We start from the raw sequence: 16,523 nt of genomic DNA on the forward strand, positions 1-16,523 counted from the left end.
ACCACGCTCGGCGCTGCGCCGTTTCAGTCCCGATCGCGTCGGCGCAGCAGTTCGTTGACGCTGACGGTGCGCCCGTCTCCACCGGCATGGCGCCCCTCGTCCGGCTTACCGGAGCGCCGGGACGAACGAAGTCCGGCCATCCAGTCCTCGATGCTGTTGCGGTTCGGGTCACCGGCATCGGACGGCTCCTCGGCAGCGGGCTCGGGGGCGGCGTGGTGCGTGGGCGGCTCCGGCGGATCCTGGCGCGGCGCAATGAATTCCGTGTATGCCGGTGGCTCCAGCGGCGCCAATGACGGCGTCGGTTGCGTCGGCTCGAACTTGGCCTCGGGACGTCTGGCGCCGTCCCTGGAAACCGCAGGAGGTGTGGAAACCGCAGGCGGTGCGGGCGGCTCGAAAGAGCTGGCGGGCGACTCGAAGGCCGAGAACGATGACCCCGAGGACGGCTCGGGCCGAGCGGCGCCGATGTCGAACGGCAGCGCAGGCGGAGCGGGTCGCGGCCCGGTGGGATCGTGCGGAATCGTCGGGAAAGGTATGTGCGGCTGTGCGTTCGGGCTCATCCCGATGCCCGTAGCCCCGGTGGCCGACGGCCCGGCCGGCCGCGGCATGTTCGGATCCGACAGGAAACCCGACGGCGGCGTCGGCCGCTGACGAGTCGGGTCGAGCGGCGCCGGTGCCGCAGTGCCGGGCACGTTCGGGGGGGCAGGCGGCACTTTGTTGAGATGTTTGGTCGGCGCCTCCGCCTCGATCTCCTCCACCGTGCGCGGTCGCCGCGGCTTGCGCGGTCGATTGCCGTTGTCGATGGCGGGGATCTGCATGGTGACCGGATCGGTGATCGGCGTGGTCTTGACCAGGTCGACAACCTCACCGCCGCCGGGACGTTCGTCGTCGAGGATGGGCTCGCCGAGCCCGATCTTCTGCTGGATCTTCTTCATCCAGGCCGGCGCCCACCAGCAGTCGTCGCCGAGCAGCTTCATGGTCGCGGGCACCAGCAGCATGCGCAGAATGGTGGCGTCGATGAACAGCGCGGCGATCATGCCGTACGCGAGGTACTGCATCATCACCAGATCCGAGAACGCGAACGCGCCGGTGACCACGAGCAGAATCAGCGCCGCCGCGGTGATGATGCGGCCGGTCTGCGCGGTGCCGATGCGGACCGCCTCGGTGGTCGACGCGCCTTGCGTGCGCGCCTCCACCATGCGGGATAGCAGGAACACCTCATAGTCGGTGGACAGGCCGTAGATCACCGCGATGATCAGCACCAGCACCGGTGACATGATCGGCTGCGGCGTGAAGTTCAGCAGCCCGGCCCCGTGCCCATCGACGAAGATCCACGTCAAAATGCCGAGCGTGGAACCCAATCCGAGTGCGCTCATCAGCGCGGCCTTGATCGGCAGCACCAGCGAGCCGAAGGTCAGGAACATCAGCAGCGTGGTGACGAGCAGGACCAGCCCGATCATCAACGGCATCCGGTGCAGCAGCGCGTCGATGCTGTCCTTCTGGATCACCGGTTGTCCGCCGACGTACATGGTCACGCCGTCGGGCACGTCGATCGAGCGCAGATAGTCGATGGTCGGGTCGGCGTCCTCGGAGTCGGCGAGGGTCGCACTGGTGCGATAGACCTGGTTGTCGGTATTGGAGCGGGACGGCACGTCGAAGGTGCCGTTGAGGCCGGGCGCCTGCTTGGCCGCGGTCCACGCCTTGCCGACCTTGTTGCTGTCGTCGGAGACGAACACCAGCTGGATCGGATCGGATTTGCGCAGCGGGAAGATCGAGTCGAACTTCGCCTGCGCGAGCCGGGTCGTGTTGTCCGGCGGCAGATATCGTTCGTTGATGCCGCCGAAGGCCAGGTTCTTCACCGGAATGATCAACAGCAGCAACAGGATACAGATCGGGATCGCGATCTTGAGCGGATGCTGCATCACCCAGCGGGTGGACTTGCCCCAGAAACCGTTCTCCACCTCGTCGGCGGTCTTGGTCTTGCGGAACCGCTTGAACCCGAACATATCCACGCGCGGTCCGAGCACGCCGAGCATCGCGGGCAGGATGGTGATCGAGGTCAGCGCCGCCAGCGAGACCGTGGCGATGGACCCGTAGGCGATCGATTTCAGGAAGCCCTGCGGGAACAGCAGCATGCCGCCGAGGCTGGCGATGATCATGGTCGCGGAGAACACGACGGTGCGGCCCGCGGTCATCACCGAGCGGCGTACCGCGGCCGGGGTGCTGTAGCCCTCCGCGAGTTCCTCACGGAATCGGCTCACGATGAACAGGCCGTAGTCGATCGCCAAGCCGAGACCGATCATCGAAACAACCGGTGCGACGAACGAATTGACCTCGGTGAATCTGGTGATGAACAGCACGATGCCCTGCGCGCCGATCACCGTGAGACCACCGACGATCAGCGGCAGCCCGGCGGCCACCAGACCGCCGAAGATGAAGAACAGCAACACCGCGACGGCGGGGATGGCCAGGATCTCCATCCGGTGCTGGTCCTCGGCCATGGTGTCGTTCAGCGTGCCCGCCACCGCCTGCAGGCCGGCGACCCGCACGTCCACTCCCGGAATAGTGAAGACGTCCTTCACTTTCCGGAAGTTGTTCAGCATCTCGGTGTCGTTGTTGCCCTTGATGGCGATCGACGCGAAGGTGTACTTCTTGTCCTTGGAACCGAAGGTCAGCGGCGACGTCTGACCCGTGTCGGTCGGCCAGTAAGCACCGTTGATCTTGCTGATCTCCGGGTAGTCGCGCGGCAGCCGGTTCAGGCTGTCGACGACCTTCTGCCGGAACTCCGGATCATCGATCGTCTTACCGTCCGGCGCGGTGTACAGCACGATGACGTCACTGTTGTGGTCGCGCCCGAAGGCGCCGTCGGCGATCTGCGCGCCGCGCGAGGATTCCGACGTCGGGTCGTCCCACCCGCTGGAGCTGAGATGGTCTCCCAAACCGAGGCCGTATCCGCCCAGCGCCAACAGCGCGGCCGCGACGATACCGATGACGCCGAAGCGCAGCTTGTAGACCAGATCGCCCCAGCGTGTGAACACTTAAGCGACTCCTTGCGCTGGGCGAGAGGTGAGCAGCGCCGTGAGCGGCCGGAACGGCTGCAGCCAGGCGCCCTCGTCGGGCAGCGAGTCGAGGCTGACCCTTGGCAGCGGTTCACGGAACACGCCAGGGATGTCCTCGAGATCGATGAACTCGAGGGTATCGGATGTGACGGCCCAACTGGCATGCTCGCGGAAGCCGAGTACCTGACAAGGTATTCCGCTGGCGGCGAGCTCCTCGAGCGGTTCGCGGAACGCCTGGCCGTCGGCCGAGGCGACCATGATGCCCGCTAGTCCGGCACCCCGGCTGCGCAGTTCGATGTGCGCGAGCATGTCGGCGTCGACATCGGAGTCCTCGTCGATCTTGGGCTTGGCGAACACGGCGTAGCCGACGTTGCGCAGCGCCTCGACCCACGGCCGCACCACATCGGCGGTGCCTGGCGCGATATTGGTGAAGACGGTCGCTTCCGGTTCGACCCGGTGCACGGTGCCGACCGACAGTTCGGCCGTGCGGGCCAGCAGCCAGCGACCGAGCGCGTCGAACCGGGGGCGGTAGGCCGCCGTCGGGCGCCCGCCGAGAATGGCCCCGAGGCCCATGTCGAGGTTCGGGGCATCCCACACGAGCAGGACCCGGCGCACGTCCGGCGTCGCGCCACCCAGACCTTCCGATCCGGTTCCCTGCACCTCCCCGGCAACATCGACCACCTCGTGGGCCATCTCACTGACACTCATAATTCAATCTTCCCCCATATGAGCTCGGTAATGGCGCTACCGGCACGATGTGCCTTGCCCTCGAATTTCGTGACGGGCCTTTCGAAACCGATCGGCGCGTTGTCCCGATGCTCCGCGCTGACCCCACCCGTGGCCTCATTCAGGCCTGTGAGCAGCGGTTCTTCCGCACCTACCTCAGCAATGTGTTCCGCATAGTCGGCGTGGTCCGTCGCGACATGCAACACACCGCCCGGTTTTAGTCGATTGGCGATCAACGCGAAAGTGGCGGGCTGCAGCAGGCGCCGTTTGTGATGACGCGCCTTCGGCCACGGGTCGGGAAAGAAGACTCGGACGCCGGTTAGCGATTCGGCAGCAATCATATTTTCCAGCACGTCGACGGCGTCGCCGCGCAGCAGCCGAATATTGCCGATCTGCTGGCGTTCGATGCGCTGCACCAGCTGGGCGAGCCCGGGGCGGTACACCTCGATGCCGATCAGGTTCAGGTGCGGCTCGGCCTGGGCCATCGCCGAGGTGGCGGTGCCGGTGCCACAGCCGATTTCGACGACAAGGGGCGCGTCGCGGCCGAACCAGGCGGCGGCGTCCAGCGGTTCGTCGGCGACCTCGCGGCCGATCGTCGGCCACATCCGGGCCCACGATTGCTGCTGTGTCGCGGTCAGCGCGCCACGGCGCGACCGGAAGCTGGTTACGCGTGGGTACAGGCGAGAGGCGGTGTTGTTCCGGGTCTCGGGTTCGGGACGGTCCGAGGCGGCGCCGAGCTCGGTCCGGGCCGAACCTGTGGACGGCGGGCCCGGAACTGACTCGGCAGTATTGTTCGCGGCGTCGTTCACGCGTCCATTGTCCAGCATCGAAGGAGTGGTGCGGCAATCGACTGTGTGCTTGACGTCCAGCGGGAGGTCAGGCGGCGCGTGCGCGGTCGATCCTGGCCACCGGCGCGCTCTCCTGCCGCAGCGGTCGGCCCAGCGCGACCTTGGCGGCGGTCACCATCATCTCGTACAGGCCACGTGCCCCGGTCAGCGATGCGGCGACCGACCACACGGTGTGGTCGCCCTCGTCGCTCACCGGTTGCCCGGCCAGCCGGTCCGCGAGCCAGGCCAGGCTGATCGGCGTGGCCAGCGGTAGCAGCGAGAAGTGCTCGCTTAGCCGGTCGCGCACATAGCTGACGTGCGCGCCGCCGCGCCGGTAGCGCTCGACCTGGCCGTCGATGCCGTCCATGTGGATCACTTGGTCGTGGATCGGCTGCAGCACGAGTAGCGGGCAGGTCGGCGTCGAATTGCCGAGGCGTAGATCGTCGAACATGGCCTGGAATTCCGGCGTCGCGATCACCTCGTCGAGCGGACGGCTCAGGTAGTCGTCCATTCGCTTGTTGGCAAGGCCGAAGATGGCACCGAACGGCGTCGCGGTCTCCGCGCGGGCCACGAAACGGCGGCCGTCCAGGGTGAGCTCGTTCTGCAGCATCGCGCCGAGCACGGGATAGAGCCTGCGCAGGGCCGCGATCACGATCGCGGGCAGGCCCGCGTAGCTGGTGCCGTTCAGCCGGGCGAAGACCTGGCCGGGATCGCCGACCGGTGCGCCGAGCACCGCGCCGACGATGTCGAGTTCCGGCGCGTAGGTCGGCGCCATCTCGACCATCCAGGCGCTTGCCATGCCGCCGCCGGAGTAGCCCCACACCGCGACCGGCGTGTGTGGGCCGAGGCCGAGCGGGGCGAACCGTTGCGCGGCACGCACGCCGTCGAGCGCGCGATAGCCGGGTTCGCGTGGCGCGCCGAAGTTTCCGCGCGGTCCTTCGTGATCGGCGATGCTCACCGCCCAGCCACGGCGCAACGCGTTCGCGACGAGCAGCCACTCGAACTGGGTGACCGAGCCGAGCGCGCGGGCGCCGTAGCGCAATGCGTAAGAAGGCGAACATTTCTCGGTGACGGCGTCCATCGCGGTCTGAAAGGCCAATAACGGCCGGTCTTCTCGGGGATCGGCGTCCACCGGCAGCAGCACCGTGGTGACCGCCGCCTCCGGGGTGCCGTGCATGTCGCAGCTGCGGTAGAGCAATTGCCAGGCCGAGACCTGCTGCGGCACAACGCCGAACAGGGCAAGCTCGATCTTGCGGCTGCGCAGGATGGTGCCGGGCGGCTTGGCCGCGAATCCCTTGGGCGGCCGGTGGAACGGGTCGCTACTCGGCAGCAGCGGTTTCCCGTCCGCTAGGACGGGCTCCGTATCGGCAGTGCCGATGACATCGGCTGTCATCGCGACCTCCTCGTCGGTGCGGCCTCGCGCGCTCGCGCTCGCAAGCGCTTCTCGAGGTCGGTGCGCAGCGTTCGAAACGCGAAGTTGCGCACCAACTATGGCGCCGACCACTGGAATGCAGGGTAAATGACCGGTGGCGGCTCTGGGAAGCCCGGTCGTTCCTGGTCGGCCGCACTAGACTGCGCGGCATGGGCAGACCGTCAGTGTTCATCACCGGTGCCGCGGCCGGAATCGGCCGGGCGACGGCCCTGCTTTTCGCTGCGCAGGGGTACCACGTCGGCGCCTACGACATCGACGAAGTCGGGTTGACCAGGCTCGCGGCCGACATCACCGGCACCGGTGGCAGCGTGCACACCGGAATCCTCGATGTGATGAACGCCACCCAGTGGGCCGAGCGGCTCGCCGAATTCCACGCGGACGCCGGGCGGCTCGACATTCTGATCAACAACGCGGGCATCCTGCGGGCCGGCCCGTTCGAGGGCATCGAGCTGTCCGCCCATCAGGCGATCATCGACGTCAACCTCGGTGGCGTACTCGCAGGAACGCACACCGCGTTCGGCTATCTGCGTGATACTCCTGGCGCCCAGGTGGTGAATCTCTGCTCAGCGTCGGCCATCTACGGCCAGCCCGAACTCGCCAGCTACGGCGCGAGCAAGGCCGCGGTCAAAAGCCTCACGGAGGCATTGGATCTCGAATGGGAGCGGCACGACATCCGGGTGATCGCGATCTGGCCGTTGTTCGTTGACACCGCGATGGTGGACGGGGTGCAGACGGGAACGACGAAGTCGCTCGGCGTCCGGCTCACCGCCGAGGACGTCGCGACGGGCATCTGGGACGCCACCCGCAAGCGCGCCAGGCTGCCCAAGGTGCACTACGAGATCGGCGCGCAGGCAAAGGTGCTGGCGGCCGCCGCGAAGTACGCACCCAACTGGGCCGTGCGCACCGTGAACAAATACTTCAGCGGTACCTGACGGTCGTCGCCGCCAACGCGGGCGTCTTCTGCAAGAATTGCGCACCGTAAAGGGGGTGCACCATGGCGACAGCCACCGAGCCTGACGGACCGTTGCGCGAACGCGGGGTGCCCGCGCGCGAACACGACCAGCTCGACCGGCTCCTCGCCGACCTGCGGTTCGGCACCGGACGCGACAAGCAGATCGGCTACGCGGCCGGCGCCGCGGTCAGCGCCTGGCGCACGCCGCCGCGCATCCAGGTGATGGGCCGCGCGCACGCGGGCCGGACGACGGTGCTGCGGGCGCTCGCGCTGATGTCGGCGGTGGAGACCGGTCCGGTCGACGAGCCGGACATGCCCGATCCGGCGTTCGACGCCGACATCGTCATCTACGTACTGTCCGCCGCGCCGTCGCCCGCGGACCGCAGGGTGCTCGCCACGCTGCCGCCCGAGCGCACCATCGTGGTGTTGAACAAGGCCGACGCGATAGGCGGACGGTGGGGCGATGCGGTCGCCGCCGCCGAGCAGTACGGCAGGGAGGTCGGCACCGCCGTGCTTCCGGTTGTCGCCTCGCTGGCCCTGCGCACCAGGTCGGGTGCGATGACCGAGGCCGACCTGATCGCGTTGCGCAGGCTGGCCGCGAATGCCGATGCCGCGCTGACACTTTCCCCGGATCTGTTCGTCGCCCCCGGCCCGCATCTCGCCGATCGCGAGCAACTGTTGCAGCGCTGGGACCTGCACGGCGTGAGTTGCGCGCTGGCCGCGCTCGGCCACGATCCCGAGCTCGCTCCGCAGACTGTGTTGCAAATCCTGCACGCCGCAAGCGGAATCGACGCGCTGCACCACCTGCTCCACCGCCGCTACGAGCAGGTCTCCGCGCTGCGCGGTGGCGAACTGCTTGACGAACTCACCCGGCTGGCCGCCAGGGCGGTCCCCGAGCAGGGCAGCACGGCCCGAGACATCTTGGAGGCGTACCTCTTCGGCGACGACGCCCGCTGGCTCGGCCTGTGCGCGGGCCTGGCGCATCCCGCGGTCGCCCATCTCGCGGCCGGCTACCCGGCCCCGGCGCCGTCCGACGCCGACGACGCGATGGCCAGGGCCGCCCGCTGGCGCGCCGTCGTATCCAGCGATATGCCGCCTACGGCACGGCGGGCGGCGTTGCGCGTGCACAACGGTTACATCCGACTATGGGAACGGATGAGCAGTGCCGGGCTCTGAACCCTTGGCCGGCCCGCCGGTCGGCGCCGACCGACCGCTCGAGCTGCCCGCCGACGTAGCCGTCCCCGCCGAGGCCGCTCGTGCCGTCAGTCCACCGCCGGAGGTGGAAGCCGTTGTGGCACGGTGGAATCCGCAGGGCACCGCGTTGCTGCGCGCGGTCAAGGAGGCCGGCGCGGCCGGTGCGGTCACCTTGATCGGGCCCGCCGACGCAAACACCACGCTGTTGCGGACCGAGCTGGCCCGCTTCGAACCGCGCATCGCGCTCGCGGATCCGGTGGCCGACGCGAGCGCGGCGGTGGAGACCACCGCACCGTCGGGCACCGCGCCGTCGCCGGTCGCGCTGATCCTGTTGGACGCCGGGACCACCATCGGTGCCGACACCCTGCGCATCGTGCACCGCCTGCGCGCGGACGGCACTCGAATCCTGCTCGCTATGAACGGCATTCACGCATACCAGGATTGGCGCTCGGTGCGGGCGCGGGACCTGGAGCTGCTCGCCGCGCAGGGCGCCGTCGAGCTGGACATCATCGCGGTGTCGGCGCGGCTCGCGGCCGCGGCGCGCACCGCGGGCGACGCGGGACTGCTGGATCGGTCCGGGCTAGGCGCACTGCACGCGGCCTTGGCCGCGGCCGCGCTCGGCGCCGAAGCCGAGGGCGGCGGCAGGCTCGCGGCGGTCACCGCGCGCGTGCTCAGCGATACCAGGCAGCGGGTCGGCGAGCAGGTGACGGCGCTGCACTCCGGCGCCGAGACGGCCAAGCTGCGCGAGGAGCGCGCCGTGCTGCTCGCCGGCCGCGACGGCGGCCGGGCCACCGCCATGTCCACCCTGCGTGGCCAGCTGCACCTGGCCCGGGTCGATCTGATGACCGAGGTCGGTGCCCGGATCAGGGCGCTGCACACCGCGACCCGCGCCGACCTCGACCGGATGCGCCGCAGCGAGCTCGGCGGCTATCCGGAGCGGTTGCAGCACGCGGCCACCGAACTGACCGGCGCGGTCGACCTCGCCATCGACCGGCGACTCGGCGAACTCACCGCACACATCGACGGCGTGGTCGCACCGGGCAACAGCCTGCCGCTGCGCCGCCGCGACCCCGCACCCCGAGTCGGCCCCGACCCCGATCCGCGGCACCGCGGTGTCGAAGATCACCTCATGATCGCGCTCGGCGCGTCGGCGGGTGTCGGCCTCGGCAGGCTGTTGGTTTCGCCACTTTCGCTGGTGCCCGCGCTGGATTTCGCGAGCGTCCCGGTGACCCTGCTGCTCGGTGCGGGCGCGGCGGGCTGGGTGGTGCGGGCGCGCGGGCAACTCGCCGATCGCGCGCACGTGCGGCAGTGGGTGTCCGACGCGCTGATCAACGTAAAAGCCCAGCTCGAGCAGCGCGTCGCGACCGCGCTGGTGGAAACTGAGACGGTGCTGGCCGATCGAGTCGTGCAGGTGAGCACGACCCGTATGGTGGAAACCGATCGCCGAGTCGCCGAACTCGAGGCCCGTTTACGCCGGATGGTTGCCGAACAACCGGGCCAGCTGGCGGCATGCGAAAGGGATATCGCGATCCTCGATCGTTGGATCACGGGTTGATCAACTCATAAGAATGGGTACATAGTGACGAACCCGATTCAGTACCGGTCGTCACATCGCGTTAACCTCTAATCAGGAACTTGGGCGTCCGCTAAGTCCTCGTCCGCCGTCCAGCCGGGGCGCGCTTTCGACTGGTCGTAGCGGGTGCCTTCCCGCCAATGGTGGCGCTCGGTGTTAGTTCGCGCTGGTCATGGGCGTCGTGGCCAGGCGGGGACGCATTGTAGGGACCGCCCATCTCAGGAGAGTTTTCATGACCTCAGCGACCATTCCTGGTCTTCGTGGATCCGACGGTAAGCCGCCGACCGAGCACAACGAACTACTCGCCTGGGTACAGGAAGTCGCCGAACTCACTCAGCCAGATCGGGTGGTCTGGGCCGACGGTTCCGACGAAGAATGGGACCGCCTGACCGCTCAGCTTGTCGAGGCGGGCACCTTCAAGCAGCTCGATCCGAAGAAGAAGCCGAATTCCTTCCTCGCGCTCTCCGATCCCTCCGACGTGGCTCGGGTGGAGTCGCGCACCTACATCTGTTCCAAGAGCGAAGCCGACGCAGGCCCGACCAACAACTGGGTCGACCCCGCCGAGATGCGCGCCACCATGACCGAGCTGTACCGCGGCTCGATGAAGGGCCGCACCCTGTTCGTGGTGCCGTTCTGCATGGGCCCGCTCGGTGCCGAGGACCCCAAGCTCGGCGTGGAGATCACCGACTCCGAATACGTCGTCGTCTCGATGCGCGTGATGACCAGGATGGGTAAGGCCGCGCTGGAGAAGCTCGGCACCGATCGCCCGTTCGTGAAGGCGCTGCACTCCGTCGGGGCGCCGCTGGCCGATGGCCAGGCCGACGTGCCGTGGCCGTGCAACGACACCAAGTACATCACCCACTTCCCGGAGGACCGCGAGATCTGGAGCTACGGTTCCGGTTACGGCGGCAACGCGCTGCTCGGCAAGAAGTGCTACTCGCTGCGCATCGCCTCGGCGATGGCCCACGATGAGGGCTGGCTGGCCGAGCACATGCTGATCCTCAAGCTGATCTCTCCGGAGAACAAGGCCTATTACATCGCCGCCGCGTTCCCCAGCGCCTGCGGCAAGACCAACCTCGCGATGATTCAGCCGACCGTTCCCGGCTGGCGCGCCGAAACCCTCGGTGACGACATCGCCTGGATGCGTTTCGGTAAGGACGGCCGGCTCTACGCGGTGAACCCGGAGTTCGGCTTCTTCGGCGTCGCGCCCGGCACCAACCACAGCTCCAACCCGAACGCAATGGCCACCATGGAGGCCGGCAACACCGTCTACACCAATGTCGCGCAGACCGACAACAACGACGTGTGGTGGGAGGGGCTGGAGGGCGAGCCCGATCACCTGATCGACTGGAAGGGCAACGACTGGTTCCTGCGGGAAACCGAAACCCTTGCCGCCCACCCGAATTCGCGTTACTGCACGCCGATGTCGCAGTGCCCGACGCTGGCCCCGGAGTGGGACGACCCGCAGGGCGTGCCGATCTCGGCGATCCTGTTCGGCGGCCGCCGCAAGACCACCATTCCGCTGGTCACCGAGTCCTTCGACTGGCAGCACGGCGTTTTCATGGGCGCCACCCTGTCGTCCGAGCAGACCGCCGCGGCCGAGGGCAAGGTCGGCACCGTGCGCCGCGACCCGATGGCGATGATCCCGTTCATGGGCTACCACGTCGGCGACTACCTGAACCACTGGATCAACCTGGGCAAGAACGCCGACGCCACCAAGTTGCCGAAGATCTTCTACGTCAACTGGTTCCGTCGCGGCGCCGACGGCCGCTTCCTGTGGCCCGGATTCGGTGAGAACTCCCGCGTGCTCGAGTGGATCGTCGGCCGCGTCGACGGCTCCGCCGAGGCCACCGCCACCGCGGTCGGCAATGTCCCCGTCGCCGCCAACCTCGACCTCGACGGCTTGAAGGTCGACCCCGACGACGTCGACGAGGCGCTCAAGGTCGACGCGGCCGAGTGGCGCAAGGAGATCCCGCTCATCGAGGAATGGTTCGAATTCGTCGGCGACAAGCTCCCCTCGGGTGTTCGCGACGAGTTCGAGGCACTGAAAGAACGCCTCGGCTGAGCCGTCCCGTAACGTCAACCGCCCGTACCGTTTCCAACGGTGCGGGCGGTTTCGTTTGCGCCCCAACCATTCCCATCGCCAGCCCGAATCCCATCGCCCCCATACTTTTCAAACCCCCGTTTGAGCAGCCGCGCCCCGGATACACACAGCTTGTGCCTGCGGCCAATTCGGGCACCGACGAGTGGCACATGGCGGAGTGGGCTCCTGTGACTTTCCGTTGCAGCCATGTGCCACTCGTACCCCTCGCCTTCCCGTGACGCAATTGAGCGCTTTGTCGGCATAAGCCTGGTGGACAATCCCAGGTCCACGTCGCGTCGTACGCAGCACATCGGGCCCAGGCTGTGCCAAGTACTCAAAGTACTTGACGTACTCGACTTTGCAGGAGACCATAGTGGTACGGATTGAAAGGTGCCCGATGACTGCTATCCACTACGACAGTTACACCGAAGCTCGCGCTCATCTGAAGGATCTGTTGGATGCTGCCGGTCAGGGGCGTGTGGCGACTGTCCGGCGTGATGCCGAGTACGCCGCAGTCGTGGATGCGGAGCGGCTTCGCTACGCCCTCGCCAAGCTGTGCCCTGCGACGGCCGAGGTAGTGGCCGAAGATGGAGCGTGGTCGGTGTTCCTGCCGGGCTTACCGATTGCTGCTGACGGCGACACATTCGATGAAGCTGTTGACGAGATGATCGATGCGCTACGTGAGTACGCCGAGGACTGGCAGAGTCGGCTGAGGAACGCATCCAACCATCGCGAAAACTGGGGGTTGGTGCAGCTGATCGCGCTAAGTGACGATGTCCAGCTTCGTGATTGGCTGGTAGGGGCGACCAAGTGAGCTGGCCACAGCCGACCCGCGAACGACATGAGCAGTTCTGCAAGGTCGAGGGATGGGCGCGGGTTCGAGACGCGCGCGGCCGGACCGGAACACACCATGTCACCTACGAATTCGGGCTTCCCGATGGGCGCACTCTGCGAACCAGGGTCTCGCATCCAGTAAATCGCACTACCTATGGCGCCGCCATGTGGGCACACATTCTGCGCGACCAGTTGGAGGTAGTCGAAGAGGCATTCTGGCAATGCGTGCTGGACGGCAGTCCCCCCGATCGTGGAATCCCTGATATATCTCGGGAATCGTTGCCCGCCGACCTCGTTCATTTGCTTATCAGCCGTGCAGGTCTTACCGAGAACGAGATTGCGGCGATGACCAGAGCCGAGGCAATCGCCCGGCTCCAACAGTTCTGGACCGAAGGCTCCTGATCGTGCACAGCCGGAACGAGTAATCAAACGAGTAATCATCAGTAGGTTGTTGGAAGTCATTCCGCAACAGAGGGAATGACCATCCCGCTCGATAATCCGCTGTCCGGGTTTTCGGGCTATTCGGAGAACGGGGCGTAGCGGATCAGGTGGAGCAGGCCGGTTCGGGTGTTCAGCCAGCGGGTCCGGCCGCGGGGCATGGCTTTGGCCTCATTGGTTAACGCGGTGATCATGTGCTTGCTGAAGTTGTGTCGCGGGTGGCGTTGGAGTAGGTCGTCGACCCACTCCGGGTCGAGTTCGGACATGCGGCCGCCGATTACGTCGACGGAGGCGCCCGCGTAGATGAAGCGGCCGGGATCGCTCAGGTCCTTGCCGTTGCCCGGGGTTATGTGGGTGGCGATGGCGGCGCCGATCCCCTGGATTTGGGTGGGCGTTGCTCCTGCGGTAGCGACGAAGTCGACGGCGCGTTGTGCGCCGGTGACCGCGAAACAGCTTCCGGCGGTGGGGTGTTCGAGATGGAGGTCGTGCAGCAGGCAGGAGACGTAGGCCAGTTCGTCGTCGTAGTGGGCCCCGTCCAGGTCGGCGAGCACTCGGCCGAAGTAGTAGGTGCGATACGAGTGGCCGAGAACGTGGGATGAAAGTGACTCGTGCGCTTCGGCTTCCGCTGCCCGCGCGAGCGATGAATCCGGTAGGCGTAGGCCGGCGAAGTCGAGGCGCCCCCGGCCGCGGCGGCCCGCGGTGAGCCGGGCGCGACGGCGTTATGACTTATGACCTCGCCTGTGCGGTTCAGGTGTTCCGGCATGGGCCGGGGAAGTTCGGGGCGCCGGTGGGGTTTCAGATGGAGACCTGTGGGGTGCGGGCGGGGCCGGTGTGGACGCCGAATGGGTTCGATCTGCGGGTCGAGCATGGGTTGGAGGCGTTGGGTTCTGCGGAAGTTGTCGTGGTGTCAGGCATCGGGTTGCCGACGCTGCCGCCGCCGGAGGAGGCACTCGTGGCACTGCGCGCCGCGGCGGCTCGGGGGGCGACGATGGTCAGTATTTGTGTGGGTGCGTTTGTGCTGGCGCGGGCGGGTCTGTTGGACGGTCGACCGGCCACGACGCATTGGGCTTATTGCGAGTCGGCACCACGCCGCGGCGCCGGCTCGACGCGCAGCACACCGGGCGGGCCCGCGAGCTGCTCGAAACCACCGACCTGCCAATCGAAGTGGTCGCGGCAGAGTCGGGCTTCGGCAGCGTGACCGCGTTGCGCACCCATCTCCGGGCGGCGACCGGCGCGACTCCGGCGGACTACCGCCGTTCGTTGCGGCAATGACCGGTCGGTGTGCGGGTCGCCACTTCCCGGCAAGCCGCATTACATTTCATGACAGATCATCAATGGTCGTTATGGCGTGTTTCCCGCCGCGCGGACCCGAAGTTGTGGTGCTATTGGTAATGGTCGGTGCGCGCAGGTCACGAGCACCAATGGTTTGCCGAAGCTCGATATGGGGCAGTTGCCCGGTGTGCGAGATTTGCGCACAAGTGGCTTATGGTTACCGTGTTCTTGGTCTCATGACCTACCAGTCCGATTGCTAACCGTTAACTGATCGACTGAACTACTTCCCTATCGACATCGGGTTTCCGCGAGGCTCGCGGCGAACGATGAGATCGACGCGCGAGAGGTGGTTGGAGCATGACCGATCTGGAGACCGGGGCATCGATTACGCCCCTGGTTGCCGGTTTCGAACTGGCGACCGCTAGTACACCGCTGCGCCGCGCTGCCGGGCGTTTGCAGGCCGTCCTGCCCCCCGGCTGGCGCGTCGAGATCATCGACGCGCCGAGCCTCACGGGCCGCCACAGCGAGCCCGTCCTGCGGGTGGTTATGCCGACCGACTGATCAGCCCACCCAGCCCATGGGCATGAGCAGCGCCTTCTGCTCACAGAAGGAGTCGAGGCCCTCCGGGCCGTTTTCGCGGCCGAGTCCGGAATTCTTGTAGCCGCCGAACGGCGAGCTGGGATCGAACGCGTACCAGTTGATCGCGTAGGTCCCGGTCCGCACCCGCGCGGCGATCTCGGCGCCGTGCTCGACATCCGCGGTCCACACCGAACCGGCCAGGCCGTAGACGGAGTCGTTGGCGATCGCCACGGCCTCGTCCTCGGTGTCGTAGGGGATCACCGACAGCACCGGACCGAAGATCTCCTCCTGGGCGATGGTCGACTTGTTGTCCACGTCGGCGAAGATGGTCGGCTCGACGAACCAGCCGCGATCCAGGCCCTCGGGGCGTCCGCCGCCGAGCGCGACGCGCGCCCCCTCTTCTTTGCCCTTGGCGATATAGCCCTCGACCCGGTCGCGCTGGCGTTCGGAGATCAGCGGGCCGAGTTGCACCGTCGGGTCGTTGGGATCGCCGACCTTCATCGTCTTCACGTGTTCGACCAGCGCGTCGAGGATCTCGTCGTACCGGCTGCGCGGCGCGAGGATGCGGGTCTGCGCGACGCAGCCCTGCCCGCTGTTCATCAGACCGGAGAAGGCGAGCACCGGGATGCCCGCGATATCCATGTCCGGCAACAGGATTGCCGCGGACTTGCCGCCGAGTTCCAGTGAGACGCTCTTGAGCTGTCCGGTGGCGATCGCGCCGATCTTCTTGCCGACGGCGGTGCTGCCGGTGAAGGTGACCTTGTCGACGCCGGGGTGCGAGACCAGGTATTCGGCGGCCTCGGCCTCGGCGGGCAGCACCGAGAGCACGCCTTCGGGCAGGCCTGCCTCGGTGAAGATATCGGCGAGCATATTGGCCGTAATCGGGGTCAGCGGTGCGGGTTTGAGCACCACCGTGCAGCCGGCGAGCAACGAGGGCGCGAGCTTGTTGGCGGCGAGGAACAGCGGCACGTTCCACGCGGTGACGGCCGCGACGACGCCGCGCGGTTCCCGGCTGACCCGCGAGGTGCCGAACAGGCCGGTGCGCGTTTCGTGCCACGGGAACGACTTCGCCAGCCCGGCACACGCGTCGAGCGCGGCAACGGCGGGAATCTGGTTGAGCGTCATCGCGATCATCTGCGGTGCGCCCATTTCCGCGGTGAGCGCGGCAACCAACTCGGCCGAGCGCTGCTCGATCAGCCGCGCCGCGCGGGTGAGTACCTGGGCCCGCTCCTCCGGCGGGGTCTTCGGCCACGGGCCGTGATCGAAGGCGTGGCGGGCCGCGGCGACCGCGGCGTCGACGTCGGCGCGCGCCACCGCGGGGACGCTGCCCACCGGCTCGACCGTGGCCGGCGAGATGACCTGAACGCGCTCGGCGGTGGCTGGCGCGGTCCAGCGGCCGCCGATGAACAAGCTGTCGTAATGCATGAGAACACGTTACAGTTTTGCTCCCCAGTTGTCTGTAACCTGTTTCAGTTATGCTCCCGGGCAGTCCCGCTGAGCAGGACCAATCCCAACCTGTCGGTTCGCTTTTCGTAGAACGCACTATTGCGTTCTATT

12 protein-coding genes and 1 pseudogene are annotated in these 16,523 nt (G+C 67.3%); 7 read left to right on the forward strand and 6 right to left on the reverse strand.

What is annotated here, in order from left to right:
- Positions 1–23 precede the first annotated feature (23 nt).
- From ACIA8C_RS11380 to ACIA8C_RS11395, 4 genes are read right to left on the reverse strand one after another with little or no spacing between them, the layout of a single operon-like run.
- On the reverse strand, positions 24–3,035 hold the full coding sequence (locus ACIA8C_RS11380; RefSeq protein ID WP_397133419.1) for an MMPL family transporter: 3,012 nt from the start codon (positions 3,033–3,035) through the stop codon (positions 24–26).
- On the reverse strand, positions 3,036–3,764 hold the full coding sequence (locus ACIA8C_RS11385) for an NYN domain-containing protein (protein ID WP_357384686.1): 729 nt from the start codon (positions 3,762–3,764) through the stop codon (positions 3,036–3,038).
- A complete protein-coding gene (trmB, locus tag ACIA8C_RS11390) occupies positions 3,761–4,609 on the reverse strand; it encodes a tRNA (guanosine(46)-N7)-methyltransferase TrmB (RefSeq protein WP_397133421.1) in 849 nt (282 codons plus the stop codon). Before trmB ends, ACIA8C_RS11385 begins: the two co-directional genes overlap by 4 nt.
- 49 nt (positions 4,610–4,658) lie before the next feature.
- Positions 4,659–6,002, reverse strand: a complete 1,344-nt coding sequence (locus ACIA8C_RS11395) for a lipase family protein (protein ID WP_397133423.1) — start codon at positions 6,000–6,002, stop codon at positions 4,659–4,661.
- Between the two features lie 188 nt (positions 6,003–6,190).
- Here ACIA8C_RS11395 and ACIA8C_RS11400 point away from each other — a divergent pair, with 188 nt between their 5' ends.
- From ACIA8C_RS11400 to ACIA8C_RS11420, 5 genes are all read left to right on the forward strand, one after another.
- Positions 6,191–6,973 (forward strand): SDR family oxidoreductase, encoded by a 783-nt coding sequence (locus ACIA8C_RS11400; protein ID WP_397133425.1) that lies wholly within the window; start codon positions 6,191–6,193, stop codon positions 6,971–6,973.
- Positions 6,974–7,035: 62 nt separating this feature from the next.
- Positions 7,036–8,169, forward strand: a complete 1,134-nt coding sequence (locus ACIA8C_RS11405; RefSeq protein ID WP_397133427.1) for a hypothetical protein — start codon at positions 7,036–7,038, stop codon at positions 8,167–8,169.
- Positions 8,156–9,742 (forward strand): hypothetical protein, encoded by a 1,587-nt coding sequence (locus ACIA8C_RS11410; protein ID WP_397133429.1) that lies wholly within the window; start codon positions 8,156–8,158, stop codon positions 9,740–9,742. The genes ACIA8C_RS11405 and ACIA8C_RS11410 overlap by 14 nt, the downstream gene beginning before the upstream one ends.
- 250 nt (positions 9,743–9,992) lie before the next feature.
- Positions 9,993–11,825 carry a phosphoenolpyruvate carboxykinase (GTP) gene (locus tag ACIA8C_RS11415; protein WP_397133431.1) on the forward strand — a complete coding sequence of 611 codons (1,833 nt, stop codon included), beginning with the start codon at positions 9,993–9,995 and terminating at the stop codon, positions 11,823–11,825.
- A 415-nt stretch (positions 11,826–12,240) separates the two neighbouring features.
- Positions 12,241–12,657, forward strand: coding sequence for a prevent-host-death protein (locus ACIA8C_RS11420; protein WP_397133433.1), 417 nt, complete (start codon positions 12,241–12,243; stop codon positions 12,655–12,657).
- 538 nt (positions 12,658–13,195) lie between these two features.
- Here ACIA8C_RS11420 and ACIA8C_RS11425 read toward each other — a convergent pair.
- Complete coding sequence (locus tag ACIA8C_RS11425; RefSeq protein WP_397133434.1) at positions 13,196–13,666, reverse strand: hypothetical protein; 471 nt, start codon at positions 13,664–13,666, stop codon at positions 13,196–13,198.
- A gap of 170 nt (positions 13,667–13,836) precedes the next feature.
- Here ACIA8C_RS11425 and ACIA8C_RS11430 point away from each other — a divergent pair.
- Together ACIA8C_RS11430 and ACIA8C_RS11435 are read left to right on the forward strand one after the other, a co-directional pair.
- Positions 13,837–14,387 (forward strand): annotated as a pseudogene (locus tag ACIA8C_RS11430) (helix-turn-helix domain-containing protein).
- A gap of 357 nt (positions 14,388–14,744) precedes the next feature.
- The gene (locus ACIA8C_RS11435; RefSeq protein WP_397133436.1) at positions 14,745–14,948 is read left to right on the forward strand and encodes a hypothetical protein; all 204 of its coding nucleotides are present in this window, start codon (positions 14,745–14,747) and stop codon (positions 14,946–14,948) included.
- Here ACIA8C_RS11435 and ACIA8C_RS11440 read toward each other — a convergent pair whose 3' ends face one another.
- Positions 14,949–16,391 carry an aldehyde dehydrogenase gene (locus ACIA8C_RS11440; RefSeq protein WP_397133438.1) on the reverse strand — a complete coding sequence of 481 codons (1,443 nt, stop codon included), beginning with the start codon at positions 16,389–16,391 and terminating at the stop codon, positions 14,949–14,951.
- Between the last annotated feature and the right edge of the window lie 132 nt (positions 16,392–16,523).

Origin of the sequence: Nocardia sp. NPDC051321 (assembly GCF_044455225.1) — a bacterium.
Classification (GTDB): Bacteria; Actinomycetota; Actinomycetes; order Mycobacteriales; family Mycobacteriaceae; genus Nocardia.